Genomic DNA, 25628 nt, shown 5'->3' with positions numbered 1-25628 from the left:
CCAAAGAAATAATCTCACGCCTGCAAGGACGGATGCTCACGCAGCGCGCTCACCGCAAAATCCACAAAACTGCGAATCCGCGCAGGGGCCTTGCGCCCTCCCTGATAGACCACGTGGATAGGCAAGGGCGGCAGTTCGAAGTCAGCCAGGACGATTTCCAGCTCACCGGAGGCGACTTTGCTCGCGACCTGATAAGACAGAACCCGGGTAAACCCCAAACCCAGGCATGCCGCCGTAATGGCCGCCTGATTCGCCGTCACCACCAGCCGCGGTGCTGGTCGAACACTCAGCGGCTCTCCCCCTTCGAGGAACGGCCAGGTTCTCGACTGACCGATAGAGGACGTCGCAATAATTGGTGCCTGAGCCAGATCATGTGGATGCCGAGGTCGACCACGGGCCGTCAGAAAGTCCGGCGAGCCGCATACCACCCGCCGAACCTCACCCACGCGAATCGCGTGCTGATTACTGTCGGGTAACTCACCGATCCGCACGGCAACATCGATGCCCTCCTCGACCATGCTGACTACGCGGTCGACCAGCAACCCATTGATGCTGACTTCAGGAAACTGCGTCAGATAATTCACCATCACGGGCGTGACAAACAGCTCACCGAACAACACCGGCGCAGTAATCGTCAATTGCCCACGCGGTTGGGTGTGGCTGCCCGCCGCCGAGTCCTCAGCTTCCTGCACCTCGGCGAGAATCCTCCGACAGTCTTCCAGATAACGCTGACCCGCCTCGCTCAAATGCACACTGCGGGTGGTTCGCGTCAGCAGCAACGTGCCAATGCGTTTCTCCAACGCTGCCACTGCGCGAGTCACGCTGGCTGCCGACAGGCCCAAACGCCGCGCCGCCGCCGAGAAGCCTTGGTCTTGGGCGACGGCAGCGAAGACTTGCATTTCCTGGAATCGGTCCATGGGCGTGTCCTCAATTCAGATAAAAAAAATCGCAACCGTAGGCTGCGATTTTTAATGTTTCCATCACCTGTGGATAACTTATTCCACCGTCACCGACTTCGCCAGGTTACGCGGCTGGTCAACGTCGGTGCCCTTCAACACGGCAACGTAATACGAGAGCAACTGCAGCGGAATGGTGTAGAGGATCGGCGACAGGATGTCGTGGATGTGCGGCATTTGCACAACATGAGTGCCTTCGCCATTGGTCATGCCGGCCTGCTCGTCTGCGAAGACGATCAGCTCGCCACCACGGGCGCGGACTTCCTGGAGGTTGGATTTCAACTTCTCCAGCAGCTCGTTGTTCGGTGCCACGGTAACCACCGGCATGTCGTTATCCACAAGCGCCAACGGGCCGTGTTTCAACTCGCCGGCCGGATAGGCTTCGGCGTGGATGTAGGAGATTTCCTTGAGCTTGAGCGCCCCTTCCATTGCCACCGGGAATTGCGCGCCACGACCGAGGAACAGGGTGTGGTTTTTCTCGGCGAACAGCTCGGCGATTTTTTCGACGGTACCGTCCATGGCCAGGGCTTCGCCGAGGCGGGTTGGCAGGCGACGCAGCTCTTCAACCAATGTGGCTTCGACGCCTTTGGCCAACGTGCCGTGAACCTGGCCCAAGGACAGGGTCAGCAACAGCAGACCGACCAACTGAGTGGTAAAGGCTTTGGTCGAGGCCACGCCGATTTCGCGACCGGCCTGAGTCAGCAGAGTCAGATCGGATTCACGCACCAATGAGCTGATGCCGACGTTGCAAATCGCCAGGCTGGCGAGGTAACCCAACTCTTTGGCGTTACGCAGGGCAGCCAGGGTGTCAGCGGTTTCGCCGGACTGGGAGATGGTCACGAACAGGGTGTCGGCCTGCACCACTACCTTGCGGTAGCGGAATTCGCTGGCGACTTCGACTTGGCACGGGATGCCGGCCAGTTCTTCGAGCCAGTAACGGGCAACCATGCCGGCGTGGTAACTGGTGCCGCACGCGACAATCTGCACGTTACGCACTTTGGCGAACAGCTCGGCAGCCTGTGGACCGAACGCTTGCACCAGCACTTGATTCTGGCTAATGCGACCTTCCAGGGTGCGCTGCACCACGGCCGGTTGCTCGTGAATTTCCTTGAGCATGAAGTGGCGGAATTCGCCCTTGTCTGCGGCTTCGGCGCCATCGCGGTACTGCACCGACTCACGTTCGACCACTTGGCCGCTCAAGTCCCAGATCTGCACGCTGTCGCGGCTAATTTCGGCGATATCGCCTTCTTCCAGGTACATGAAGCGGTCAGTGACCTGACGCAGGGCCAACTGATCGGAAGCCAGGAAGTTTTCACCCATACCCAGACCGATGACCAGTGGGCTGCCGCTGCGGGCGGCGACCAGACGATCCGGTTGCTGAGCGCTGATAACCGCCAAACCGTAAGCACCGTGCAGCTCTTTGACAGTAGCCTTCAGGGCCACGGTCAGATCAGGCAGATCCTTGAGTTTGTGGTTCAACAGGTGGGCAATGACTTCGGTGTCGGTGTCCGAGGTGAACACGTAGCCCAAGGCTTTCAATTGCTCACGCAGGGCTTCGTGGTTCTCGATGATGCCGTTGTGCACCACCGCCAGATCACCGGAGAAATGCGGGTGAGCGTTGCGCTCGCACGGCGCACCGTGAGTGGCCCAGCGGGTGTGGGCGATACCCAGGCGGCCGACCAGCGGTTCTTCGGCCAGCGCCAGTTCCAATTCACTGACCTTGCCCGGGCGACGCAGGCGCTCAAGCTTTTGGTCATTGGTGTAGACCGCTACACCGGCACTGTCATAGCCACGATATTCAAGGCGCTTCAGGCCTTCGAGCAGGATGGCGGTGATATTACGTTCTGCAACTGCGCCGACAATTCCACACATGCTATTTCTCCTGACTGACAGCCGCGAGGATCAAGTTGATTCCGCGGGCCTGAATCTGATCCCGTGCCTCAAGCGGCAGGCGATCATCGGTAATAAGGGTATGGACGCTGCTCCAGGGCAGTTCCAGGTTGGGAATCTTGCGGCCGATCTTGTCGGCCTCCACCATGACAACCACTTCCCGGGCGACTTCAGCCATGACCCGGCTCAGTCCCAGCAGTTCGTTGAAGGTGGTGGTACCGCGAACTAGGTCGATGCCGTCGGCACCGATGAACAACTGGTCGAAATCGTAAGAGCGTAGTACCTGCTCGGCCACCTGCCCCTGAAAGGATTCGGAATGCGGGTCCCAGGTGCCGCCGGTCATCAACAGTACCGGCTCATGCTCAAGCTCGCTCAAGGCATTGGCAACATGCAGGGAGTTGGTCATCACGACCAGGCCCGGCTGCTGGCCGAGCTCCGGAATCATCGCCGCCGTGGTGCTGCCGCTGTCGATGATGATTCGCGCATGCTCACGAATCCGTGTGACGGCAGCGCAGGCGATGGCCTGCTTGTATTTGGACACCGGTTGACCAAGGTCGGCCACCAGCTCTTGAGGCAGGGTAATCGCTCCGCCATAACGGCGCAGCAGCAAACCATTGGTCTCAAGCGCCGCGAGATCCTTGCGGATAGTAACTTCCGACGTTTCGAAGCGCTTGGCCAGCTCATCTACACTGACTTCGCCCTGCTCATTGAGCAAGGCAAGGATGTTGTGACGGCGCTGAGGTGTATTGCGTTTCGACATGATTTGGTAAGTTTCGATTCGAAAGATAACGAAAGCAATCAAAACCTATTGGTGAAACTTCGTCAAGCGTGGGGCGATAAAAAGACCTGTGGATAACCCATAAAAAGATCGCTGCCTTCGGCAACTCCTACAGGGAATTCGTGTTCACTCTGTAGGAGCTGCCGAAGGCTGCGATCTTTTGATCTTTCAATCTGTGGATAACTCAACCCTTCTTGATTTTCTCAGGCCGCTTCCAGCCATCGATATTCTTCTGCCGCGCACGACCCACGGCCAACTGCGCGTTATCCACATTCTGCGTAATGGTCGAACCCGCCGCCGTGGTCGCACCCGAAGAGATATCCACAGGCGCAACCAACGAGTTGTTGGAACCGATGAACACATCTTCACCCAGCACGGTTTTCCACTTATTGGCACCGTCGTAGTTGCAGGTGATGGTGCCCGCGCCGATGTTGGTACGCGCGCCGATCTCGGCATCACCCAGATAGGTCAGATGACCGGCCTTGGCGCCTTCGCCCAAGTGAGCGTTTTTCAACTCAACAAAGTTACCCACATGGGCGCGTGCTTCCAGCACAGTACCTGGACGCAAACGAGCGAACGGGCCGGCATCGCTGCCTTCGCCGAGAATCGCGCCTTCGATGTGGCTGTTGGCCTTGATCACCACACCTTTGCGCAGGGTGCTGTCCTTGATCACGCAGTTCGGGCCGATCACCACGTCGTCCTCGATAATGACCTTGCCTTCGAGGATCACGTTGATGTCGATCAGCACATCGCGGCCGACGGTGATTTCACCGCGTACATCAAAACGAGCCGGATCACGCAGGGTCACGCCCTGAGCCATCAAACGACGACCGGCGCGCAGCTGATAGTGACGCTCAAGCTCGGAAAGCTGCTTGCGGTCGTTAGCGCCCTGCACTTCCATGGCGTCATGCGGTTGCTCGGTGGCCACCATCAGACCGTCGCTGACTGCCATCGCGATCACGTCGGTCAGGTAATACTCGCCCTGGGCGTTGTTGTTCGATAGACGGCTCATCCAGCCAGCCAATTGCGCGAACGGCAGCGCCAGAATGCCGGTGTTGCCTTCAGTGATCGCTCGTTCGGCTTCGTTGGCGTCTTTCTGCTCGACGATGGCAGTCACCTTGCCATCGGCGTTGCGGACAATGCGGCCATAGCCGGTCGGGTCGTCCAGTTCTACTGTCAACAGACCCAGTTGCTGCGGTGCTACTTGCTTGAGCAAACGCTGCAGGGTCTCGACTTTGATCAATGGCACGTCACCATAAAGAATCAGGACGGTGTCGGACTGAATGAAAGGCACCGCTTGAGCAACGGCGTGGCCAGTCCCGAGCTGTTTGTCCTGCAGGACGAAATTAAGATCATCAGCTGCCAGACGCTCGCGCACTGCATCGGCGCCATGGCCGATCACTACGTGGATGCGCTGTGGATCAAGTTGCCGGGCGCTGTGGATAACATGGCCGAGCATCGAATTACCGGCAATTGGATGCAGAACTTTCGGCAGTGCCGAACGCATGCGAGTGCCCTGACCAGCAGCGAGGATAACGATTTCTAAAGACATGACTGGCTACCAATCCTGGGTGGTCAGCGGCTGCGACCAGGTTATGAATATCTAAAAAGAAAAAAGGGTAGCCGAGGCTACCCTTTTTAATCAATCGCACAACAAGCGGTGGCCTATTAGTGGCCGAACTTCTTGCGGATCTGCTGGACGGTGCGCAGCTGAGCTGCGGCCTCGGCCAGACGTGCGGCGGCAGAACCGTAATCGAATTCTGCACCACGGTCATGCAAGGCCTTCTCGGCAGCCTTAACGGCTTCCTGAGCGGAGGCTTCGTCCAGGTCGGCAGCACGTTGCACAGTGTCGGCAAGTACCTTGACCATGTTCGGCTGAACCTCGAGGAAACCGCCAGAGATGTAATACACCTCCTCTTCCCCGCCCTGCTTGATCAGGCGGATCGGGCCCGGCTTGAGATTAGTGATCAGCGGCGCGTGACCCAGGGCGATACCAAGATCACCCAGTGCACCGTGCGCAACCACCATCTCGACCAGGCCGGAGAAGATTTCCCCTTCCGCGCTGACGATATCGCAATGGACTGTCATAGCCATCTGATTGCCTCAACCTAAATTAGCGCCCGTTGCCGGGCGCCGGGATTACAGTTTCTTGGCTTTCTCGATCGCTTCTTCGATGCCGCCGACCATGTAGAACGCTTGTTCTGGCAGGTGGTCGTAGTCACCGTTGAGGATGCCTTTGAAGCCAGCAATGGTGTCTTTCAGGGAAACGTATTTACCCGAAGCACCGGTGAAGACTTCAGCCACGAAGAACGGCTGCGACAAGAAACGCTGGATCTTACGAGCACGGTTTACCAACTGCTTGTCGGATTCCGACAGCTCGTCCATACCCAGGATCGCAATGATGTCCTTCAGTTCTTTGTAACGTTGCAGAACATACTGTACGCCGCGAGCGGTGTCGTAGTGGTCCTGGCCGATTACGTTCGGGTCCAGCTGGCGCGAAGTCGAGTCGAGTGGATCGACCGCTGGGTAGATACCCAGGGAAGCGATGTCACGGGACAGAACGACGGTGGCGTCCAAGTGGGCGAAAGTGGTCGCTGGCGACGGGTCAGTCAAGTCATCCGCAGGTACGTATACCGCTTGGATCGAGGTGATCGAACCGTTTTTGGTCGAAGTGATACGCTCTTGCAGAGTACCCATCTCTTCGGCCAGGGTCGGCTGGTAACCTACTGCGGAAGGCATACGGCCCAGCAGTGCGGATACTTCAGTACCGGCCAGGGTGTAACGATAGATGTTGTCGACGAACAGCAGAACGTCGTTACCTTCGTCACGGAACTTCTCGGCCATGGTCAGGCCGGTCAGTGCTACGCGCAGACGGTTACCCGGCGGCTCGTTCATCTGACCGTAAACCAGTGCCACTTTGTCCAGAACGTTGGAATCCTTCATCTCGTGGTAGAAGTCGTTACCCTCACGAGTACGCTCACCCACACCGGCGAACACGGAATAACCGCTGTGCTCGATGGCGATGTTACGGATCAGTTCCATCATGTTTACGGTTTTGCCTACACCGGCACCACCGAACAGACCGACTTTACCACCCTTGGCGAACGGGCAAACCAGGTCGATAACCTTGATGCCGGTTTCCAGCAGGTCGTTGCCGCCAGCTTGTTCAGCGAAGGTTGGCGCAGGACGGTGAATGCCCCAGCGCTCTTCGGTGTCAATCGGGCCAGCTTCGTCGATCGGGTTGCCCAGTACGTCCATGATCCGGCCCAGGGTCGCTTTACCGACCGGTACGGAGATGGCTGCGCCGGAGTCTTTGACTTCCAGACCGCGCTTCAAGCCTTCGGTGGAACCCATCGCAATGGTACGAACCACGCCGTCGCCCAGCTGTTGCTGAACTTCCAGAGTGGTCCCTGCCGCGCTTTGTACCAACAGCGCGTTATAGATGCTCGGTACGCTGTCGCGTGGAAATTCCACGTCGATAACGGCGCCGATGATTTGAACGATACGTCCGCTACTCATAGCTGGATCCTCTGAATATTTGAACCGTTAAACCGCGGCAGCGCCGCCGACGATTTCCGAGATCTCTTGGGTGATCGCAGCCTGACGCGCCTTGTTGTAGACCAGCTGCAAATCGCTGATCAAATCACCGGCGTTGTCGGTAGCGTTCTTCATCGCGATCATCCGCGCAGCTTGTTCAGCCGCGTTGTTCTCGACCACCGCCTGGTAGACCTGCGACTCAACGTAACGGACCATCAAGCCGTCAAGCAGCTCTTTGGCATCCGGTTCGTAGAGATAGTCCCAGTGGTGCTTGAGCGCTTGATCCGGGGTTGCCTCCAGTGGAATCAACTGCTCCACAGTAGGCTGTTGCGTCATGGTGTTGATGAACTTGTTGGACACCACGGACAGGCGATCAATACGGCCGTCCAGGTAGGCATCCAGCATCACCTTGACGCTGCCAATCAGATCATTGATCGACGGCTCTTCACCCAGGTGGCTGATAGCTGCAACGACGTTACCGCCGAAGTTGCGGAAGAAAGCCGCACCCTTGCTACCAACAACACACAGATCGATCTCGACGCCGTTTTCGCGGTTTACCGCCATGTCCTTGACCAGGGCCTTGAACAGGTTGGTGTTCAAGCCACCACACAGACCACGGTCACTGCTCACTACGACATAACCGACGCGCTTGATTTCACGCTCGATCATGAAGGGGTGGCGATATTCCGGGTTAGCGTTGGCCAAATGACCAATAACCTGGCGGATGCGCTCCGCGTAAGGACGGCTAGCAGACATACGCATTTGTGCCTTGCGCATTTTGCTGACCGCCACTTTTTCCATGGCGCTGGTAATCTTTTGCGTGCTTTTGATGCTCGCAATCTTACTGCGAATCTCTTTTGCGCCTGCCATGTAACACCTATCAGGTTAGCAAGCGGGAGCCTTGCGGCTCCCGCTGCGGCTTACCAGGTTTGGGTGGCCTTGAACTTCTCGATACCGGCTTTCATGCCAGCGTCGATTTCGTCATTGAAGTCACCCTTCACGTTGATCTTCGCCATCAATTCGGCGTGATCGCGGTTGAAGAAAGCAATCAGCGCTTGTTCGAAGCTGCCGATCTTGGCGATTTCAACGTCAGTCAGGAACCCACGCTCAGCGGCATACAGCGACAGCGCCATGTCAGCGATCGACATTGGTGCGTATTGCTTCTGCTTCATCAGCTCGGTAACGCGCTGACCATGCTCAAGTTGCTTACGGGTCGCTTCGTCCAGGTCAGAAGCGAACTGGGCGAATGCCGCCAGTTCACGGTACTGAGCCAGAGCGGTACGGATACCACCGGAGAGCTTCTTGATGATCTTGGTCTGAGCGGCACCACCCACACGGGATACCGAAACACCGGCGTTCACAGCAGGACGGATCCCGGAGTTGAACATGGCCGATTCCAGGAAGATCTGACCGTCGGTGATGGAAATCACGTTGGTCGGAACGAACGCGGAAACGTCGCCAGCCTGGGTTTCGATGATCGGCAGTGCGGTCAGGGAACCGGTTTTGCCGGTCACTGCGCCGTTGGTGAACTTCTCTACGTATTCTTCCGAAACGCGGGATGCGCGCTCCAGCAGACGGGAGTGGAGATAGAACACGTCGCCTGGGTAAGCTTCACGGCCTGGTGGACGGCGCAGCAGCAGGGAAATCTGGCGGTAAGCCACTGCTTGCTTGGACAGATCGTCATAAACGATCAGCGCGTCTTCACCGCGGTCGCGGAAGAATTCACCCATGGTGCAACCGGAGTACGGTGCCAGGAACTGCAGTGCTGCAGATTCCGAAGCGCTCGCGGCAACGACGATGGTGTTAGCCAGTGCGCCGTTTTCTTCCAGTTTGCGAACCACGTTAGCGATGGTCGATTGTTTCTGACCGATCGCTACGTAGACGCAGAAAATACCGCTGTTTTTCTGGTTGATGATCGCGTCGATCGCCAGAGCGGTTTTACCGATCTGACGGTCGCCGATGATCAGCTCACGCTGGCCACGGCCGACAGGAATCATGGCATCGACAGCCTTGTAGCCAGTCTGTACAGGCTGGTCTACCGACTTACGCCAGATCACGCCTGGAGCAACTTTCTCGACCGCATCGGTCTCGGTGTTGTTCAGCGGACCTTTGCCGTCAACTGGGTTACCCAGTGCATCGACTACGCGACCCAGCAGTTCCTTACCAACCGGAACTTCGAGGATGCGGCCAGTGCACTTGGCGCTCATGCCTTCAGCCAGAGACTGGTAAGAGCCCAATACAACGGCACCTACAGAGTCTTGCTCCAGGTTGAGAGCCATACCGAAGACGCCGCCCGGAAACTCGATCATCTCGCCGTACATTACGTCGGCCAGACCGTGAATCCGCACGATACCGTCAGATACGCTGACGACAGTGCCTTCGTTACGGGCTTGGGAGGTCACATCGAGCTTGTCGATGCGGCCCTTGATAATTTCACTTATTTCGGAAGGATTGAGTTGCTGCATTGCTCTGCTGCCCCTTCAAACTCAAGATTTCAATGCTTCGGCAAGGTTCGCGAGTTTGCCGCGAATCGAGCCATCGATTACCAGGTCGCCGGCGCGGATGATGACACCACCAATAAGGGTGGCATCCTCCGCAGCGTGCAGTCGCACTTCCCGGCCGAGCCGTGCACTGAGAACCTTGGCGAGTTTGTCTTGCTGTTCTTGGTTCAATGCAAAAGCACTGGTTACGTCCACGTCTACCGATTTCTCTTGTTCGGCCTTGTACAGGTCAAACAGAGCGGCGATCTCCGGCAAAAGCGGGAGACGGTCGTTTTCGGCAACGACGTGAATGAAATTCTGTGCCTTGGCATCGAACTTGTCGCCACACACGTCAATAAACGTGGTGGCCTTGTTTGCGCTCGTCAGTCGCGGGGCCTTGAGCACGCGCTGCATGGTGTCGTCTTGCGACACTGCTGCAGCCAGGCCGAGCATGGCTGACCAAGAGGCCAGTTGCTGGTGGGCCTGGGCGTGCTCGAAGGCTGCCTTAGCGTAAGGTCGGGCCAACGTGGTCAATTCTGCCATGATCGCCCTCGCTTAAATTTCAGCAGCCAGTTTGTTTACCAGCTCCGCGTGCGCGTTTTGATCGATTGTGGCACCCAGGATCTTCTCGGCGCCGCCAACGGCCAGAGCACCCAATTGGGCACGCAGCGCGTCTTTGACACTGTTCAGTTCCTGCTCGATCTCGGCCTGAGCCTGAACCTTCACACGGTCAGCGTCGATACGGGCTTTTTCAACGGCCTCATCGACGATCTGATTACCGCGTTTCTTGGCTTGCTCAATGATTTCAGCTGCCTGAGCTTTTGCTTCGCGCAGTTGATGACCCGCTTTCTCTTGGGCCAACTCCAGGTCGCGAGCTGCTCGGCTGGCAGCATCCAGTCCATCCGCGATCTTCTTCTGACGTTCGTGCAAAGCCGCGATGACCGGAGGCCACACGAACTTCATGCAAAACAGTACAAAAATGAAGAACGCAACGGACTGGCCAATCAGGGTTGCATTAATGTTCACGCCAACACCTCGCTCGTTCGTTGCACATCACACCAATTACTCGAAGGTTCGAGCAATTAGCCAGCGAGTTGACCAACGAATGGGTTCGCGAAGGTGAAGAACAGAGCGATACCAACACCGATCATGGTTACGGCGTCGAGCAGACCGGCAACGATGAACATTTTGACTTGCAGCATTGGAACCATTTCTGGTTGACGCGCTGCGCCTTCCAGGAACTTGCCGCCCAACAGGCCGAAACCAATTGCGGTACCCAGTGCGCCCAGGCCGATCAACAGTGCAACAGCGATAGCGGTTAGACCAACTACAGTTTCCATCTTTCCTCCCGACTTTTACGTCGTATGGTTTAGGTTTTTTAGATTTTAAAGCGGTAAAACAAATCGTTTCATAGCCCTGTTCGGGCACCCACTCGTTTGACCGAGTGGGACATCAGACCAGTCGAGACTGGTCTTAATGGTTCTCTTCGTGCGCCATCGACAGGTAAACGATGGTCAGCATCATGAAGATAAACGCCTGCAGGGTAATGATCAGGATGTGGAACACAGCCCACGCCCACTGCAGAACTACGCCCAGGCCGCTAAGCCAGAGCAGACCGCTGCCGAACATCACAGCGATCAGAATGAAGACCAGTTCGCCGGCGTACATGTTGCCGAACAGACGCAGTGCCAGAGAGATTGGCTTGGCGATCAGTGTTACGAACTCCAGCAGGAAGTTCACCGGGATCAGCAGGGCTTGAACGAGGATGTTCTTGCTGCCGAAAGGGTGCAGGGTCAGTTCGCCGATGAAACCGCCGATGCCCTTGACCTTGATGCTGTAGAAAATGATCAACGCGAACACCGACAGGGCCATGCCCAGGGTAGCGTTCGGGTCAGTGGTCGATACGGCACGGAACGGAATGTGCGAATCGCCAGTGATCAGGACGGCCAGGTGAGGAATCCAGTCGACTGGTATCAGGTCGACGGCGTTCATCAGGAAGACCCAGACGAAGATGGTCAGTGCCAACGGTGCAATCACCGGGCTACGGCCATGGAAGCTGTCTTTCACGCTGCCATCGACGAATTCGACCAATACTTCAACGAAGTTCTGCAAAGCACCAGGCTGACCGGAAGTCGCTTTCTTTGCCGCCATGCGGAAAAGAAGAACGAAGATCAGACCCAACGCGACCGACCAGCCGAGAGTATCGACGTGGAAAGCCCAGAAGCCCATTTCTTTGGCTTCTGCTGCGGTGTGGGCAAAACCCCACCCGCCAGTTGGGTGCTGACCGAAGGTCAGGTTTTGCAAGTGGTGCTGGATATAGCCCGAAGCGGTTGTCTCTGCCATGGTTGCCTCAAACGCCCTAAGGTCTCGAAAGTCTTGTTCTCATCAGCAGGGGCGCGAACCAGCTGACCAGTTGGGTCAACACGAAGACGCCGAATACAGCTAGCGGCGCCAATGGCTTCACACCTGCAAACGTCAATGCAAAGAGCACTGCCGTCAAAATTAGTTTGCCCGCCTCGCCGGCATAAAAAGACCGGACGATGGCTTGAGCTGCTCGGGCGCCGGAAAACCGAAATGCCCTGTGAGCGAAATAAACATTGGGCAGCAAGGCTATCAGGCCTCCGCAGAGTCCTGAGTACCCGGCTACGACTCCATGCCAGTACCAGAGCGCCAAAGCGGCTAGTACCAAAACGACAAATTGAGCCAGCAAGACCGGAAAAACTGCCAGGCGATGGAACGGCAAGCGGTTTGGCGTGCGGCTCTCCATCGTTTTTGCTCCCCAATGATCGGCTGCCAGAATTCAATAACTTGGCATAATTTGTGCCGACAAAATGCGCGCAGAGTATAGGGGCGGTTCTGCCCCTATTCAACTGTCAGGTAGTGATTTCCGACTGCACGCTACATGAGGAAATGTTTCAACGAATGTGTGCAAGCACACCTTGAAGCTCATCGAGGGAGTTGTAACCGATCACCAACTGCCCCTTCCCCTTTTTACCGTGGCGGATCTGCACCGCAGAGCCTAGGCGCTCAGCCAGACGCTGTTCGAGTCGAGCAATATCCGGGTCCTGCTTTACCGGTTCAGCAGGTTCCTGTTTACCACTCAACCACTGGCGAACCAGTGCTTCAGTCTGGCGTACAGTCAGCCCCCGTGCGACAACGTGTCGCGCCCCTTCAACCTGTTGATTTTCCGGTAAACCGAGCAAAGCACGGGCATGACCCATTTCCAGGTCGCCGTGGGATAGCATGGTTTTGATGACTTCCGGCAACGCGATCAAGCGTAGCAGGTTGGCCACGGTCACGCGGGATTTGCCCACGGCTTCGGCCACTTGTTGCTGCGTCAGCTGGAATTCCTGCTGCAAACGCTGCAAAGCCACCGCTTCTTCAATCGGATTGAGGTCTTCGCGCTGGATGTTCTCAATCAGGGCCATGGCGATCGCAGTTTCATCCGGTACATCGCGAACCATTGCCGGTATGGTTTCCTGCCCAGCCTGCTGACTGGCGCGCCAACGGCGTTCGCCGGCGATGATTTCGAATCGGCCGCTGCCGATCGGACGAACCACGATCGGCTGCATCACGCCCTGAGCCTTGATCGACTGCGCCAGCTCTTCCAGCGCCTGAGGATCCATATCCCGGCGCGGCTGGTACTTGCCGCGCTGAATCAGGTCCAGGGGCAGGTGCTGCAGTTCGCGCTGATCAGCCTGCACCGCTTGTTCTTCCAGCGAGCTGACAGTCGGACCACTCAGCAGTGCATCCAGTCCACGTCCGAGACCTCGTTTCTTGACGGCCATGGGGATTCCTTAAGTTGCCTGAGCAGCGGCAGTGCGTGAGTTTTTGCGTTGACGACGAACCATCTCGCCCGCCAATGCCAGATAGGCAATGGCGCCCCGCGATGATTTGTCGTACGCCAGCGCTGGCATGCCATAGCTTGGTGCTTCGGCCAGGCGAATGTTGCGCGGAATCACCGTGTCATAGAGCTGCTCGCCGAAGTGTTCCTTGAGCTGCGCCGAAACATCGTTCATCAGGCTCAGGCGCGGGTCATACATGGTCCGCAACAGGCCTTCGACTTTCAGGTTCGGGTTCAGCAACTCAGCGATGCGCTTGATGTTATCCACAAGGTCGCTCAAACCTTCGAGCGCGAAGTACTCGCACTGCATGGGGATAATCACCCCGTCAGCCGCAACCAGTGCGTTAAGCGTGAGCATCGACAACGACGGCGGACAGTCGATCAAAATGTAATCGTAGTTTTCACGGATCGGCGCCAACGCACTGCGCAGGCGGCTTTCCTTCATCTGCATTTCCAGCAGAACCACTTCGGCCGCGGTCAGGTCGCGGTTGGCCGGCAGCAGTTGGTAACCACCATGCTCGGAATAGTGCATGGCCTGGGCCAGATCGCATTCGCCGATCAGCAGGTCGTAGACCGAGTTTTCCAGGCCGTGTTTATCCACACCGCTACCCATGGTGGCGTTGCCTTGTGGATCGAGATCGATCAACAGCACCCGGCGCTTGGTAGCGACCAGGGAAGCTGCGAGGTTGATACAGGTGGTGGTCTTGCCCACACCACCCTTTTGGTTCGCTATCGCGAATACCTTAGCCATTCTTGCTTGTGTTCCCAATCATGCCGTGCGGCGCAGTATCAGCAGATGGCGTTGGCCTTGGCAACCGGGTACGGCCAGGGCGTGTTCGCTATCGAGGTGGAAGTCTGCCGGCAATGCTACCAGCTCATCGGCGGGATGAACGCCCTTCATTGCCAGCCAACGTGTTTCGGTGTCGCCGAGGTGGCGAGTCCAGTTGCTGAAGTTCTCCATGCTGCTGAACGCCCGGGAAATGATCCCGTTGAATGGCTGATCAGGCTGAAAAGCTTCGACGCGACTGTGGATAACTTGCAGGTTATACAGTTTGAGTTCGAGTTTGACCTGGGTCAGGAAACGGGTTTTCTTGCCGTTGCTGTCCAGGCAGGTCACTTGGGACTCTGGAAACAGGATGGCCAACGGAATACCTGGCATGCCGCCACCGCTGCCGACGTCCAGCCAGCGACCGTTTTCGACGAATGACATCACGCTCAAACTATCGAGCAAGTGACGGGAAACCATTTCATCCGGATCGCGCACGGCGGTCAGGTTGTAAGCCTTGTTCCATTTGATCAACAGGGCCAGATAACCCAGCAGCTGAGCATGCTGGGTTTCTGTCAGCGTGACACCGAGCTGGCGAGCACCTGTGGATAACTCTTCTGCGTGTTGCGAGGTGACCAACGAACTCAAGCGCTTTGCTCCAACTGACGGCCCGCGCCGCGTTTTTTCAAATGAATCATCAACAGCGAAATCGCTGCCGGCGTCACACCCGGGATACGCGACGCCTGGCCCAAGGTCTCCGGACGGGTCGCACCGAGTTTGCTCTGGATCTCTTTGGAGAGACCGGAAATATTCGTGTAATCGATATCCACAGGCAGTTTTGTGTCTTCGCTGGCCCGCAGACGAGCGATTTCATCCTGCTGACGATCGATGTAACCGGCGTATTTGGTCTTGATTTCGACCTGCTCGGCGACTTGTGGATCTTCTGCGCCGCCGCCGGTCACGGCAATCAGACCAACGTAGTCGATTTCCGGACGGCTCAGCAGGTTGAGCAAGTTGTATTCGTGGGTCAGCGGCGTGCCGAACTTCTCGGAAATCGCATCGCCTTGCTCGGTGCCCGGGCGAACCCAGGTACTTTTCATGCGTTGCTCTTCCAGCGTGATGCTCTCGCGTTTGGTGCAGAACGCAGCCCAACGCGCGTCATCCACCAGACCCAGTTCGCGACCTTTTTCGGTCAAGCGCAGGTCGGCGTTGTCTTCGCGCAGGATCAGGCGGTATTCGGCGCGGGACGTGAACATCCGATACGGTTCCTGGGTACCCAGGGTAATCAGGTCGTCGACCAACACTCCGATGTACGCCTCGTCGCGACGCGGACACCAGGCGTCTTTGCCCTGAGCACGTAGTGCGGCGTTGGCCCCGGCCAGCAAACCCTGGGCGCCGGCTTCTTCGTACCCGGTAGTGCCGTTGATTTGCCCGGCGAAGAACAGACCGCCGATGACTTTTGTTTCCAGGTTGTACTTCAGGTCACGCGGGTCGAAGTAGTCGTATTCGATGGCGTAGCCCGGGCGAACGATGTGCGCGTTTTCCATACCGCGGATCGATTGCACGATCTGCAGTTGCACGTCGAATGGCAGGGATGTGGATATCCCGTTCGGGTACAGCTCGTTGGTCGTCAGGCCTTCGGGTTCGATGAAGACCTGATGGCTATCCTTGTCGGCAAAGCGATGGATCTTGTCTTCGATCGACGGGCAGTAACGCGGGCCGATCCCTTCGATCACACCGGAATACATCGGCGAACGATCAAGGTTGGCGGCAATGATTTCGTGGGTACGTGCGTTGGTGTGGGTAATCCAGCAACTGACCTGTTTCGGATGCTGCTCTTTGGAACCCATGAACGACATCACCGGGATCGGTGTATCGCCGGCTTGCTCGGTCATCACCGAGAAATCCACAGTACGACCGTCGATACGCGGTGGTGTGCCGGTTTTCAGGCGACCCACGCGCAATGGCAATTCACGCAAACGGTGAGCCAGGGCGATCGACGGCGGATCACCGGCACGGCCACCGGAAAAATTCTGCAAGCCGATGTGGATAAGTCCACCGAGGAAGGTGCCAGTGGTCAACACCACGGAATCCGCGAAGAAACGCAGGCCCATTTGGGTGACAACACCGCGCACTTGTTCCTGCTCGACGATCAGGTCGTCGGCGGCCTGTTGAAATATCCACAGGTTCGGCTGGTTTTCGAGGATTTCGCGGACAGCGGCCTTGTACAGAACCCGGTCAGCCTGAGCGCGGGTTGCCCGCACGGCCGGGCCTTTGCGGCTGTTCAATACGCGAAATTGAATACCACCTTTATCGGTAGCCATGGCCATCGCGCCGCCGAGGGCATCGATTTCCTTGACCAGATGGCTTTTGCCGATCCCACCGATAGCGGGGTTGCAACTCATGGCACCGAGGGTTTCCACGTTATGCGTCAGCAACAGGGTTTTTGCACCTATTCGTGCTGAGGCCAGTGCTGCCTCGGTACCGGCATGACCGCCGCCGATGACGATCACTTCAAAACGGGAAGGGAAATCCACCACGCACCTCGTGCCTGCTTCAGTTAGGTAATCAGGAATAGTTTGAGCTCAGGTTTTTGGACCTGGCCGGCAAGTATAGGGACTTCGCCCTTCCTAAAGAACCCTTTGCACAAAATTTAACCAGCTGTGGAGAAGTCGCGGTTATAGAAATTAAAAAGAAAGAAATTTATTAAATCTTTGTTTTTATGTTTATTTCTACTGAGGCACGTTTCTGTGGATAGATCTCTACAGGCCTTTATATTCAATGTGTACAGAGATTCAAAACCCTGTGGTCATGTGCCAAGGAGGCCCTTGGATAACCTGTTTAAGCCTGTGGATTAAAGGGGTGCTTATCCACAGGGGCGGTTATCTTCAGTTTTGAGGCCCTGTTATCAACTGCCCTTAGAGGCAGTTATTCACAGGGCTTAATCCACAGAAAACTGCCGAATAAGCAAATCCAGGGCACGGGAAATCCGCTCAAGCAGAAAGAATCTGCTCAGCACAGGAAGAGAATTCAAGAAAAGGAGGGAGCAGACAGGCACGAATGGCCTGTCTGTGGACAACGGGGAAGATTATTTACCGATACAGAAGCTGGAAAAGATCCGTCCCAGCAGGTCATCGGAGCTGAATGCACCAGTGATTTCACCCAACGCGTGTTGGGCTTGTCGCAAATCCTCGGCTAACAGTTCACCGGCACCCGCCAGTGTCAGCTGTGCACGGCCGTGCTCAAGGGAAGCACTGGCGTGACGCAACGCTTCAAGGTGACGCCTGCGAGCACTGAAGCTGCTTTCCGAGGTCTGTTCGTAGCCCATGCAGGCCTTGAGGTGGTCGCGCAGCAATTCCAGCCCTTCACCTGCAGATTTGGCGCTCAGGCTGATGGTGACGTGGCCATCTTCGCTGACTTCCAGGGCAATGGCTTCGCCAGTGAGGTCAGCCTTGTTTCGGATCAGCGTGACTTTCGCCGGATCCGGACGGATTTCCAGAAATTCAGGCCATAACGCGAACGGATCAAGTGCCTCAGGAGCCGTAGCATCGACGACCAACAGGACTCGATCAGCCTCGCCGATTGCTTTCAGTGCCCGTTCGACACCGATTTTTTCTACCTGGTCGTCGGTATCTCGCAGGCCTGCAGTGTCGACCACATGCAGCGGCATACCATCGATGTGGATATGTTCACGAAGAATATCCCGGGTGGTGCCGGCAATCTCGGTGACGATAGCGGCTTCACGACCGGCCAATGCATTCAGCAGGCTGGATTTACCGGCATTCGGCCGGCCGGCGATCACCACGGTCATCCCGTCACGCAGCAAGGCACCCTGTCCGGCTTCCCGTAGTACGGTGGATAACTCGTCACGTACTTTGTCGAGCATGCTCAATACGTGACCATCGGCGAGGAAGTCGATTTCTTCTTCAGGGAAGTCGATCGCCGCTTCGACATAGATGCGCAGGCCAATCAGTTGCTCTGTGAGGTTATGCACACGCTCGGAAAATGCGCCTTGCAAGGAACGCAGGGCATTTCGTGCAGCCTGTGCAGAACTCGCCTCGATCAAGTCAGCGATGGCCTCGGCCTGAGCCAGGTCGAGTTTGTCGTTGAGGAACGCGCGCTCGCTGAATTCACCCGGCCGGGCTAACCGACAGCCCAATTCCAGGCAACGCTTGAGCAGCATATCCAGAACTATGGGACCACCGTGGCCCTGGAGCTCCAGCACATCTTCGCCGGTAAATGAGTTCGGGCCGGGAAAATACAGGGCGATGCCTTGATCCAGCACCTCATCGTTTTCACTGAGGAACGGGCCGTAGTGGGCAAACCTTGGCTTGAGTTCACGACCGCTGAAAGCCTTGGCCGCAACACTCGCCAGCGGCCCGGAAATACGGACGATGCCCACACCGCCGCGACCTTGAGCGGTGGCGACGGCGGCGATGGTTTCACGAGGAACGCTCATAAACCGTTATCCAGACAAAAGTGACAGATAGCAAAACGCCCCACTAGGGGGCGTTTTGAGTGGTTATCCACAGTGTAAATCAGGCAGCTGCTTTGGTAGCTGCTTCGATCTTACGAGTGATGTACCACTGTTGGGCGATCGACAGGCAGTTGTTCACTACCCAGTACAGCACCAGACCAGCCGGGAACCACAGGAAGAAGAAGGTGAAGATGATAGGCATCAGCTTCATTACCTTGGCCTGCATCGGATCCGGAGGAGTCGGGTTCAACTGCTGCTGGATGAACATGGTTGCACCCATGATGATCGGCAGAATGAAGAACGGATCCTTGATCGACAGGTCAGTAATCCACAGCATGAACGGCGCTTGGCGCATTTCAACGCTTTCCAGAAGAACCCAGTACAGCGAAAGGAAAACCGGCATCTGCACGAGGATTGGCAAGCAACCACCCAGCGGATTGATCTTCTCTTTCTTGTACAGCTCCATCATGGATTGCGACATTTTCTGCCGGTCGTCGCCATGTTGCTCTTTCAGCGCGGCCAGTTTCGGTGCCACTGCACGCATGCGCGCCATGGATTTGTAGCTGGCAGCCGACAGCGGGAAGAAGATCCCCTTGATCAGCATGGTCAGGAAGATGATCGACCAGCCCCAGTTACCGACCAGCGCGTGGATGTGTTGCAGCAGCCAGAAGATTGGCTGGGCAATGAACCACAGAATGCCGTAGTCGACGGTCAGTTCCAGACCTGGGGACAACTCTTTCAGCACAGCCTGACTTTTCGGACCGGCATACAGAACGGCACTGGTCTCGGCTTTTGCACCTGGCGCGACAGTCATTGCCGGAGCGGTGTAGCCGATGATGTAGTTGCCTTTGCTGTCTTTACGGGTCTGGACGAGGTTGTTCTCGCCTTTCGCCGGAATCCACGCGGTCACGAAGTAGTGCTGCAACCATGCAACCCAACCACCGTTAACGGTTTCTTTCAGCTGTGCCTTGTCCATGTCCTTCATGGACACTTTCTTGTACGGCTCGTTACTTGTCCACAGGGCAGCGCCCAGGTAAGTCGCGGTGCCGGTGGCGGTGCTGGAAGAAGGATCGGAGCTGGCGTCACGCTTCAATTGCGCGAACATTGCACCGGACCAAGGCTGGGCACTCTGGTTATCGATCAGGTAGGAAACGGTTACGTCATACAGGCCACGTTTCAGGGTGAAACGCTTGATGTAGTTGACGCCGTCCTTGCTGAACTTCAGGTCTGCGACCAATTGGTCCTGACCGTCAGCCAGTTGGTAAATCTTCTTCTCCGAGGAGTAAACCGGACGGCCGGCAGGACTGGCGTCCGGACCGTTGGTGCCGATCAGACCGCTCTGGGCCAGATAAGTCCGCTCGTTGCCGTTATCGAACAACTGGAATGGAATTTCCGGATGGTCCTGGCGACGTGGATACAGCGGCAGCGTCAACTGGGCAACATCGCCACCTTGTGGATCGATTGCCAGGTTGAGCACATCCGTTTTGATCTGGATGAGGTCTTTGCTTGCAGCTACTGGTGTTTCAGCAGGTGCAGTTGCACTGGTATCACTTGCGGCGCGTGGAATGTCGTCACTGACAGAAGCATTATTGCCAGTCGCCGTATCCGGTAAGCCCGGTGCGGTAGTACTGGAAGCAACATTCTGAGTCGGCAGGGCAGCCTGGCCATAGTCCTGGTTCCATTTAAGAACCATAACGTAGGACACGATTGCCAGGGCGACGATCAGGATCGTGCGTTTGATATCCATGATTACTCGGCCATCGAAGAAGAACGGGAGGTAGGGATAGATGGAACCGGGTCATAACCACCGGGATTCCACGGATGACAGCGACCTAAACGACGAAAGGCCAGCCAGCCACCGCGCAGAAGGCCATGATTTTCTATGGCTTCATACGCGTAGCAGGAACAACTGGGGTAGAAACGACAGTGACTGGCCATCAGAGGACTAATGGCATAGCGATAAAACTGGATCGGAACGAGTGCCAGTTTACGCATCGGGACTGTCTACCCCTACAGTTTCGGTTTTGACTGCTGGTACCGGCGTGCTACGTGCCAGACGCTTCCAGAGTTTGCCGAAATGCTGAATCAATTCGGGGTTTTCTACGTCACCCAAACCTTTGCGCGCGACGATAACGATGTCCCAGCCGGCCAGTGAGTCCTGGTTCAGACGGAACGATTCGCGCATCAGACGTTTGAGGCGATTGCGCTCGACGGAGAGCTTTACGCTCTTTTTCCCGATAACCAGCCCGAGACGGGGGTGATCAAGATCGTTGTTGCGCGCAAGGAGCAGGAGATTTTTCCCCGGAACCTTGCCGGTAGGGGAGTCAAAGACTGCCTTGAAATGCCGGGGAGTAAGCAGACGCTTTTCCCGACTGAAGTCCTGACTCACCTCCAGTGCCGGATTATCAAACTGCCAGACGCGCACGACCTTTGGCGCGACGACGCGACAGGACGGCACGACCGTTTTTGGTAGCCATGCGAGCACGGAAACCGTGGGTACGAGCGCGTTTGATAGTGCTTGGTTGGAAAGTACGTTTCATTGTCGTGTTACCTGGTTCGTCCACAACGGGCCGGAATGGCCCCCGTTTTAAGAGACCGGGGATTCTAGAGAAAGCAAGCCTCTAGGTCAATTTCCAACCAGCGTTTCCTCATAAATAGATCTCCAGACGATTTTCCTGCCGAGCTCCTTGGCTAGATATAGAAATTAAGAAGGAAAGTATTTAAAGCTTTTCTGTAAAGCTTATAAAAGCTAGGGCCACGATCATCTGTGGATAACTGCCATCAGCCCTTTAAAGTCGTGATGTACAGAGAATGACAACTACGGTGGAAAACGGTGGTAAGCCTGTGCTGCGCTGTCGGATAAGCTGTGTGTGAAAGAGGTAGTTATCCACAGGGTGGTTATCCACCGAGTTTCCCCCCCACTTGTACAACGACCTTAGACCCGGTTATCCACAGAGCTTATGCACAGACCGCTGGTCGTCTTTTTTTCGTATAAATCACTGATTCTTCATGGGAGGTGCACAACCTTCATGTGGATAAGTCGGGGCTTGGTCGGCTACAATGGCGGCTTGTTTTTGCCTCACCGGCTTTCAACTTAGGGGATATCCGTGTCAGTGGAACTTTGGCAGCAGTGCGTGGAGCTTTTGCGCGATGAGCTGCCTGCCCAACAATTCAACACTTGGATCCGTCCACTACAGGTCGAAGCCGAAGGCGACGAGTTGCGTGTCTACGCACCGAATCGTTTTGTTCTCGACTGGGTCAACGAAAAGTACCTGGGCCGCGTCCTTGAACTGCTGGATGAGCATGGCAATGGCATTGCGCCGGCGCTGTCCTTATTAATAGGCAGCAAACGCAGTTCGGCACCGCGTGCCGCCCCGAATGCTCCGTTGGCCGCCGCTGCTTCACAGGCTCAGGCCGCTCAAGCACCTGTCAGCGCCCCGGCGCCAGCCCAGTTAGCCGCTCCGACCAAGCGTGCGACGCAAAAAGTTGCCGAGGTTAATGAAGAGCCATCGCGCGACAGCTTCGACCCGATGGCCGGGGCCAGTTCGCAACAAGCTCCGATTCGCGCCGAACAGCGTACGGTGCAGGTCGAAGGCGCGCTCAAGCACACCAGCTACCTGAACCGCACCTTCACCTTCGAAAACTTCGTCGAGGGCAAGTCCAACCAACTGGCCCGGGCTGCGGCCTGGCAAGTGGCGGACAATCCCAAGCACGGTTACAACCCGCTCTTCCTTTATGGTGGCGTCGGTTTGGGTAAAACCCACTTGATGCACGCTGTGGGTAACCACCTGTTAAAGAAGAATCCGAATGCCAAGGTTGTGTACCTGCATTCCGAGCGGTTCGTGGCCGACATGGTCAAGGCCCTGCAGCTGAACGCCATCAACGAGTTCAAGCGCTTCTACCGTTCGGTGGATGCATTGCTGATCGATGACATTCAGTTCTTCGCTCGCAAAGAACGTTCCCAGGAAGAGTTTTTCCACACCTTCAACGCCCTGCTTGAAGGTGGCCAGCAGGTCATTCTCACCAGTGACCGCTACCCGAAAGAAATTGAAGGCCTTGAAGAGCGCCTAAAATCCCGCTTCGGCTGGGGCCTGACGGTAGCCGTCGAGCCGCCGGAACTGGAAACCCGTGTGGCGATCCTAATGAAAAAGGCCGATCAGGCCAAAGTCGATCTGCCCCATGACGCGGCGTTCTTCATTGCCCAGCGTATTCGTTCCAACGTCCGTGAGCTGGAAGGCGCGCTCAAACGCGTGATCGCCCACTCGCACTTCATGGGCCGCGATATCACCATTGAGTTGATTCGCGAATCCCTGAAAGATCTGTTGGCACTGCAAGACAAACTGGTCTCTGTGGATAACATTCAGCGCACGGTCGCCGAGTACTACAAGATCAAGATCTCCGACTTGTTGTCCAAACGTCGTTCGCGTTCGGTAGCTCGTCCGCGTCAGGTCGCCATGGCGTTGTCCAAAGAACTGACCAACCACAGCTTGCCGGAAATCGGCGACGTGTTTGGCGGCCGGGACCACACGACTGTTTTGCACGCCTGTCGCAAGATCAACGAACTTAAGGAATCCGACGCGGACATCCGCGAGGACTACAAGAACCTGCTGCGTACACTGACCACTTGATGAACACCAGCGCAGCTTATTAAGGCAAGGGACTAGAGCATGCATTTCACCATTCAACGCGAAGCCCTGTTGAAACCCCTGCAACTGGTCGCGGGCGTCGTCGAGCGCCGACAGACCTTGCCGGTGCTCTCCAACGTGCTGCTGGTTGTCGAAGGCCAGCAATTGTCGCTGACCGGTACCGACCTGGAAGTCGAGCTAGTTGGTCGTGTACAACTCGAAGAGCCTGCCGATCCAGGTTCCATCACTGTGCCTGCGCGCAAGCTGATGGATATCTGCAAGAGCTTGCCGAACGATGCGCTGATCGACATCAAGGTCGACGAGCAGAAGCTCGTGGTGAAGGCCGGCCGTAGCCGCTTCACCCTGTCGACCCTGCCAGCCAATGACTTCCCGACTGTGGAAGAAGGCCCAGGCTCGTTGACGTGCAGTCTTGAGCAAAGCAAATTGCGCCGTCTGATTGAACGGACCAGCTTCGCCATGGCCCAGCAGGACGTTCGTTACTACCTTAACGGTATGCTGCTGGAAGTCTCGGCTGGCATCATCCGCGCCGTGGCCACCGACGGTCACCGTCTGGCCATGTGCTCGATGCAGGCTGACATCGGCCAGCCGGATCGCCACCAGGTCATCGTGCCACGTAAAGGTATCCTTGAGCTAGCGCGCCTGCTGACTGAGCCGGACGGCATTGTCAGCATCGTCCTGGGTCAGCATCACATTCGCGCCACCACCGGTGAGTTCACCTTCACCTCGAAACTGGTCGACGGCAAATTCCCTGACTACGAGCGCGTTCTGCCTAAGGGCGGTGACAAACTGGTACTTGGCGATCGTCAGGCCCTGCGTGAAGCCTTCAGTCGTACGGCGATTCTGTCCAACGAGAAGTACCGTGGCATCCGCCTGCAACTGGCCAATGGTCAGCTGAAGATCCAGGCGAACAACCCGGAACAGGAAGAAGCGGAAGAAGAAGTGGGCGTCGAGTACAACGGCGGCAATCTGGAAATCGGCTTCAACGTGAGCTACCTGCTCGACGTGTTGGGCGTCATGACGACTGAGCAGGTTCGTCTGATCCTGTCCGACTCCAACAGCAGTGCGCTGGTGCAAGAGTCCGACAACGACGACTCGGCCTACGTTGTCATGCCGATGCGTCTGTAATCATGCTCAGCAGAAGCTAGATGTCCCTAAGTCGCGTCTCGGTCACCGCGGTGCGCAATCTGCACCCGGTGACCTTCTCCCCCTCCCCCCGAATCAACATTCTTTACGGCGCCAACGGCAGCGGCAAAACCAGTGTTCTGGAAGCCATTCATCTGCTGGGGCTTGCCCGTTCGTTTCGTAGCACCCGCCTGTTACCGGTCATCCAGTACGAGCAGCTCGCCTGTACGGTGTTTGGTCAGGTGGAGTTGGCCGAGGGTGGGCACAGCGCCTTGGGGATCTCCCGAGACCGTCAAGGGGAGTTCCAGATTCGCATCGACGGGCAGAACGCCCGGAGCGCGGCGCAACTGGCGGAAATCCTGCCACTGCAGTTGATCAACCCTGACAGTTTCCGATTGCTGGAAGGCGCACCGAAGATTCGTCGTCAGTTTCTCGACTGGGGCGTGTTCCACGTGGAACCAAGATTCATGTCCACCTGGCAGCGCTTGCAGAAGGCCCTGCGCCAGAGAAACTCTTGGCTGCGGCATGGTACACTTGACGCCGTTTCGCAAGCGGTTTGGGACAGGGAACTGTGCCAGGCCAGCGCTGAAATTGATGAATACCGCCGCGCTTATATCAAAGCCTTGAAACCAGTCTTTGAACAGACCTTGAGCGAACTGGTTGAGCTCGAGGGCTTAACGCTCAGCTATTACCGAGGTTGGGACAAAGACCGCGAGTTGAGTGCAGTGCTCGCCGGGTCCCTTCAGCGGGATCAGCAAATGGGTCATACCCAGGCCGGACCACAGCGAGCTGATTTGCGTCTTAGATTGGGCGCACACAACGCCGCAGACATCTTGTCCCGCGGTCAGCAGAAGCTGGTGGTCTGTGCATTGCGGATTGCCCAAGGACACTTGGTCAGCCAGGTCCGACGGGGCCAGTGTATTTATCTGGTGGATGACCTGCCGTCCGAACTGGACGAGCACCACCGCCGCGCGCTTTGCCGCTTGCTGGAAGACTTACGCTGCCAGGTGTTTATCACCTGTGTAGATCACGAATTATTGAGGGAAGGCTGGCAGACGGAAACGCCAGTCGCTCTGTTCCACGTGGAACAGGGCCGTATCACCCAGACCCACGACCATCGGGAGTGAAGGCA

Annotated in this window: 25 protein-coding genes; 3 read left to right on the top strand and 22 right to left on the bottom strand. The window is 56.8% G+C overall.

Features of this window, described 5'->3' with window-relative positions; all coding sequences use genetic code 11:
* Nucleotides 1–14: 14 nt before the first annotated feature.
* The 22 genes from MO767_RS03375 to rpmH form a co-directional block, all read right to left on the bottom strand.
* Complete coding sequence (locus MO767_RS03375; RefSeq protein ID WP_282479404.1) at nucleotides 15–917, bottom strand: LysR family transcriptional regulator; 903 nt, start codon at nucleotides 915–917, stop codon at nucleotides 15–17.
* A gap of 78 nt (nucleotides 918–995) precedes the next feature.
* A complete protein-coding gene (gene glmS / locus MO767_RS03370; RefSeq protein WP_282479403.1) occupies nucleotides 996–2828 on the bottom strand; it encodes a glutamine--fructose-6-phosphate transaminase (isomerizing) in 1833 nt (610 codons plus the stop codon).
* A gap of 1 nt (nucleotide 2829) precedes the next feature.
* Nucleotides 2830–3609 carry a DeoR family transcriptional regulator gene (locus MO767_RS03365; protein ID WP_282479615.1) on the bottom strand — a complete coding sequence of 260 codons (780 nt, stop codon included), beginning with the start codon at nucleotides 3607–3609 and terminating at the stop codon, nucleotides 2830–2832.
* Between the two features lie 199 nt (nucleotides 3610–3808).
* A complete protein-coding gene (gene glmU, locus MO767_RS03360; RefSeq protein ID WP_282479402.1) occupies nucleotides 3809–5176 on the bottom strand; it encodes a bifunctional UDP-N-acetylglucosamine diphosphorylase/glucosamine-1-phosphate N-acetyltransferase GlmU in 1368 nt (455 codons plus the stop codon).
* Between the two features lie 116 nt (nucleotides 5177–5292).
* Nucleotides 5293–5718 carry a F0F1 ATP synthase subunit epsilon gene (locus tag MO767_RS03355; RefSeq protein ID WP_008155716.1) on the bottom strand — a complete coding sequence of 142 codons (426 nt, stop codon included), beginning with the start codon at nucleotides 5716–5718 and terminating at the stop codon, nucleotides 5293–5295.
* A 45-nt stretch (nucleotides 5719–5763) separates the two neighbouring features.
* Nucleotides 5764–7143: a F0F1 ATP synthase subunit beta gene (atpD, locus tag MO767_RS03350; protein WP_056738513.1), complete on the bottom strand. Its 1380-nt coding sequence runs from the start codon at nucleotides 7141–7143 to the stop codon at nucleotides 5764–5766.
* 27 nt (nucleotides 7144–7170) lie between these two features.
* Nucleotides 7171–8031, bottom strand: coding sequence for a F0F1 ATP synthase subunit gamma (gene atpG / locus MO767_RS03345; protein ID WP_282479401.1), 861 nt, complete (start codon nucleotides 8029–8031; stop codon nucleotides 7171–7173).
* Nucleotides 8032–8081: 50 nt separating this feature from the next.
* Entirely contained in the window at nucleotides 8082–9626 is a 1545-nt protein-coding gene (gene atpA, locus MO767_RS03340; protein ID WP_033059681.1) for a F0F1 ATP synthase subunit alpha, read from the bottom strand.
* A gap of 21 nt (nucleotides 9627–9647) precedes the next feature.
* Nucleotides 9648–10184 carry a F0F1 ATP synthase subunit delta gene (locus tag MO767_RS03335; protein WP_033059683.1) on the bottom strand — a complete coding sequence of 179 codons (537 nt, stop codon included), beginning with the start codon at nucleotides 10182–10184 and terminating at the stop codon, nucleotides 9648–9650.
* Between the two features lie 12 nt (nucleotides 10185–10196).
* A complete protein-coding gene (locus MO767_RS03330) occupies nucleotides 10197–10667 on the bottom strand; it encodes a F0F1 ATP synthase subunit B (protein ID WP_046044927.1) in 471 nt (156 codons plus the stop codon).
* A gap of 56 nt (nucleotides 10668–10723) precedes the next feature.
* Nucleotides 10724–10981: a F0F1 ATP synthase subunit C gene (gene atpE / locus MO767_RS03325; protein WP_002555987.1), complete on the bottom strand. Its 258-nt coding sequence runs from the start codon at nucleotides 10979–10981 to the stop codon at nucleotides 10724–10726.
* 133 nt (nucleotides 10982–11114) lie between these two features.
* Nucleotides 11115–11984: a F0F1 ATP synthase subunit A gene (gene atpB / locus MO767_RS03320; RefSeq protein ID WP_282479400.1), complete on the bottom strand. Its 870-nt coding sequence runs from the start codon at nucleotides 11982–11984 to the stop codon at nucleotides 11115–11117.
* 16 nt (nucleotides 11985–12000) lie between these two features.
* Nucleotides 12001–12408 (bottom strand): F0F1 ATP synthase subunit I, encoded by a 408-nt coding sequence (locus MO767_RS03315; RefSeq protein WP_007948092.1) that lies wholly within the window; start codon nucleotides 12406–12408, stop codon nucleotides 12001–12003.
* Nucleotides 12409–12556: 148 nt separating this feature from the next.
* Entirely contained in the window at nucleotides 12557–13429 is an 873-nt protein-coding gene (locus MO767_RS03310) for a ParB/RepB/Spo0J family partition protein (protein WP_077748853.1), read from the bottom strand.
* A gap of 9 nt (nucleotides 13430–13438) precedes the next feature.
* On the bottom strand, nucleotides 13439–14236 hold the full coding sequence (locus MO767_RS03305) for a ParA family protein (protein WP_008155709.1): 798 nt from the start codon (nucleotides 14234–14236) through the stop codon (nucleotides 13439–13441).
* Between the two features lie 18 nt (nucleotides 14237–14254).
* Complete coding sequence (rsmG, locus tag MO767_RS03300; protein ID WP_282479399.1) at nucleotides 14255–14899, bottom strand: 16S rRNA (guanine(527)-N(7))-methyltransferase RsmG; 645 nt, start codon at nucleotides 14897–14899, stop codon at nucleotides 14255–14257.
* The gene (gene mnmG, locus MO767_RS03295) at nucleotides 14896–16788 is read right to left on the bottom strand and encodes a tRNA uridine-5-carboxymethylaminomethyl(34) synthesis enzyme MnmG (protein ID WP_282479398.1); all 1893 of its coding nucleotides are present in this window, start codon (nucleotides 16786–16788) and stop codon (nucleotides 14896–14898) included. Before mnmG ends, rsmG begins: the two co-directional genes overlap by 4 nt.
* Nucleotides 16789–17339: 551 nt before the next feature.
* Nucleotides 17340–18710, bottom strand: coding sequence for a tRNA uridine-5-carboxymethylaminomethyl(34) synthesis GTPase MnmE (gene mnmE / locus MO767_RS03290; RefSeq protein WP_033059689.1), 1371 nt, complete (start codon nucleotides 18708–18710; stop codon nucleotides 17340–17342).
* A 79-nt stretch (nucleotides 18711–18789) separates the two neighbouring features.
* Nucleotides 18790–20475, bottom strand: a complete 1686-nt coding sequence (gene yidC / locus MO767_RS03285; RefSeq protein ID WP_129439752.1) for a membrane protein insertase YidC — start codon at nucleotides 20473–20475, stop codon at nucleotides 18790–18792.
* A 2-nt stretch (nucleotides 20476–20477) separates the two neighbouring features.
* Nucleotides 20478–20723: a membrane protein insertion efficiency factor YidD gene (gene yidD / locus MO767_RS03280; RefSeq protein WP_074872215.1), complete on the bottom strand. Its 246-nt coding sequence runs from the start codon at nucleotides 20721–20723 to the stop codon at nucleotides 20478–20480.
* Complete coding sequence (rnpA, locus tag MO767_RS03275) at nucleotides 20716–21117, bottom strand: ribonuclease P protein component (protein WP_031319201.1); 402 nt, start codon at nucleotides 21115–21117, stop codon at nucleotides 20716–20718. Before rnpA ends, yidD begins: the two co-directional genes overlap by 8 nt.
* Before the next feature lie 16 nt (nucleotides 21118–21133).
* Nucleotides 21134–21268, bottom strand: a complete 135-nt coding sequence (gene rpmH, locus MO767_RS03270) for a 50S ribosomal protein L34 (RefSeq protein WP_003213577.1) — start codon at nucleotides 21266–21268, stop codon at nucleotides 21134–21136.
* Nucleotides 21269–21835: 567 nt separating this feature from the next.
* Between rpmH and dnaA the strand changes: the two genes are divergently transcribed.
* Genes dnaA through recF form a run of 3 tightly spaced genes read left to right on the top strand, consistent with a single transcriptional unit; the run spans nucleotide 21836 to nucleotide 25623 of the window.
* On the top strand, nucleotides 21836–23356 hold the full coding sequence (gene dnaA / locus MO767_RS03265) for a chromosomal replication initiator protein DnaA (RefSeq protein ID WP_282479397.1): 1521 nt from the start codon (nucleotides 21836–21838) through the stop codon (nucleotides 23354–23356).
* 39 nt (nucleotides 23357–23395) lie between these two features.
* Nucleotides 23396–24499, top strand: coding sequence for a DNA polymerase III subunit beta (gene dnaN / locus MO767_RS03260; RefSeq protein WP_017341709.1), 1104 nt, complete (start codon nucleotides 23396–23398; stop codon nucleotides 24497–24499).
* A gap of 20 nt (nucleotides 24500–24519) precedes the next feature.
* Nucleotides 24520–25623, top strand: coding sequence for a DNA replication/repair protein RecF (gene recF, locus MO767_RS03255; protein WP_282479396.1), 1104 nt, complete (start codon nucleotides 24520–24522; stop codon nucleotides 25621–25623).
* Nucleotides 25624–25628 lie beyond the last annotated feature (5 nt).

The sequence above is a fragment of the Pseudomonas sp. UYIF39 genome (assembly GCF_029963765.1).
Classification (GTDB): domain Bacteria; phylum Pseudomonadota; class Gammaproteobacteria; order Pseudomonadales; family Pseudomonadaceae; genus Aquipseudomonas.
The sequence above is the reverse complement of the archived record's forward strand: the minus strand, read 5'-3'. Positions and strand labels throughout refer to the sequence as shown.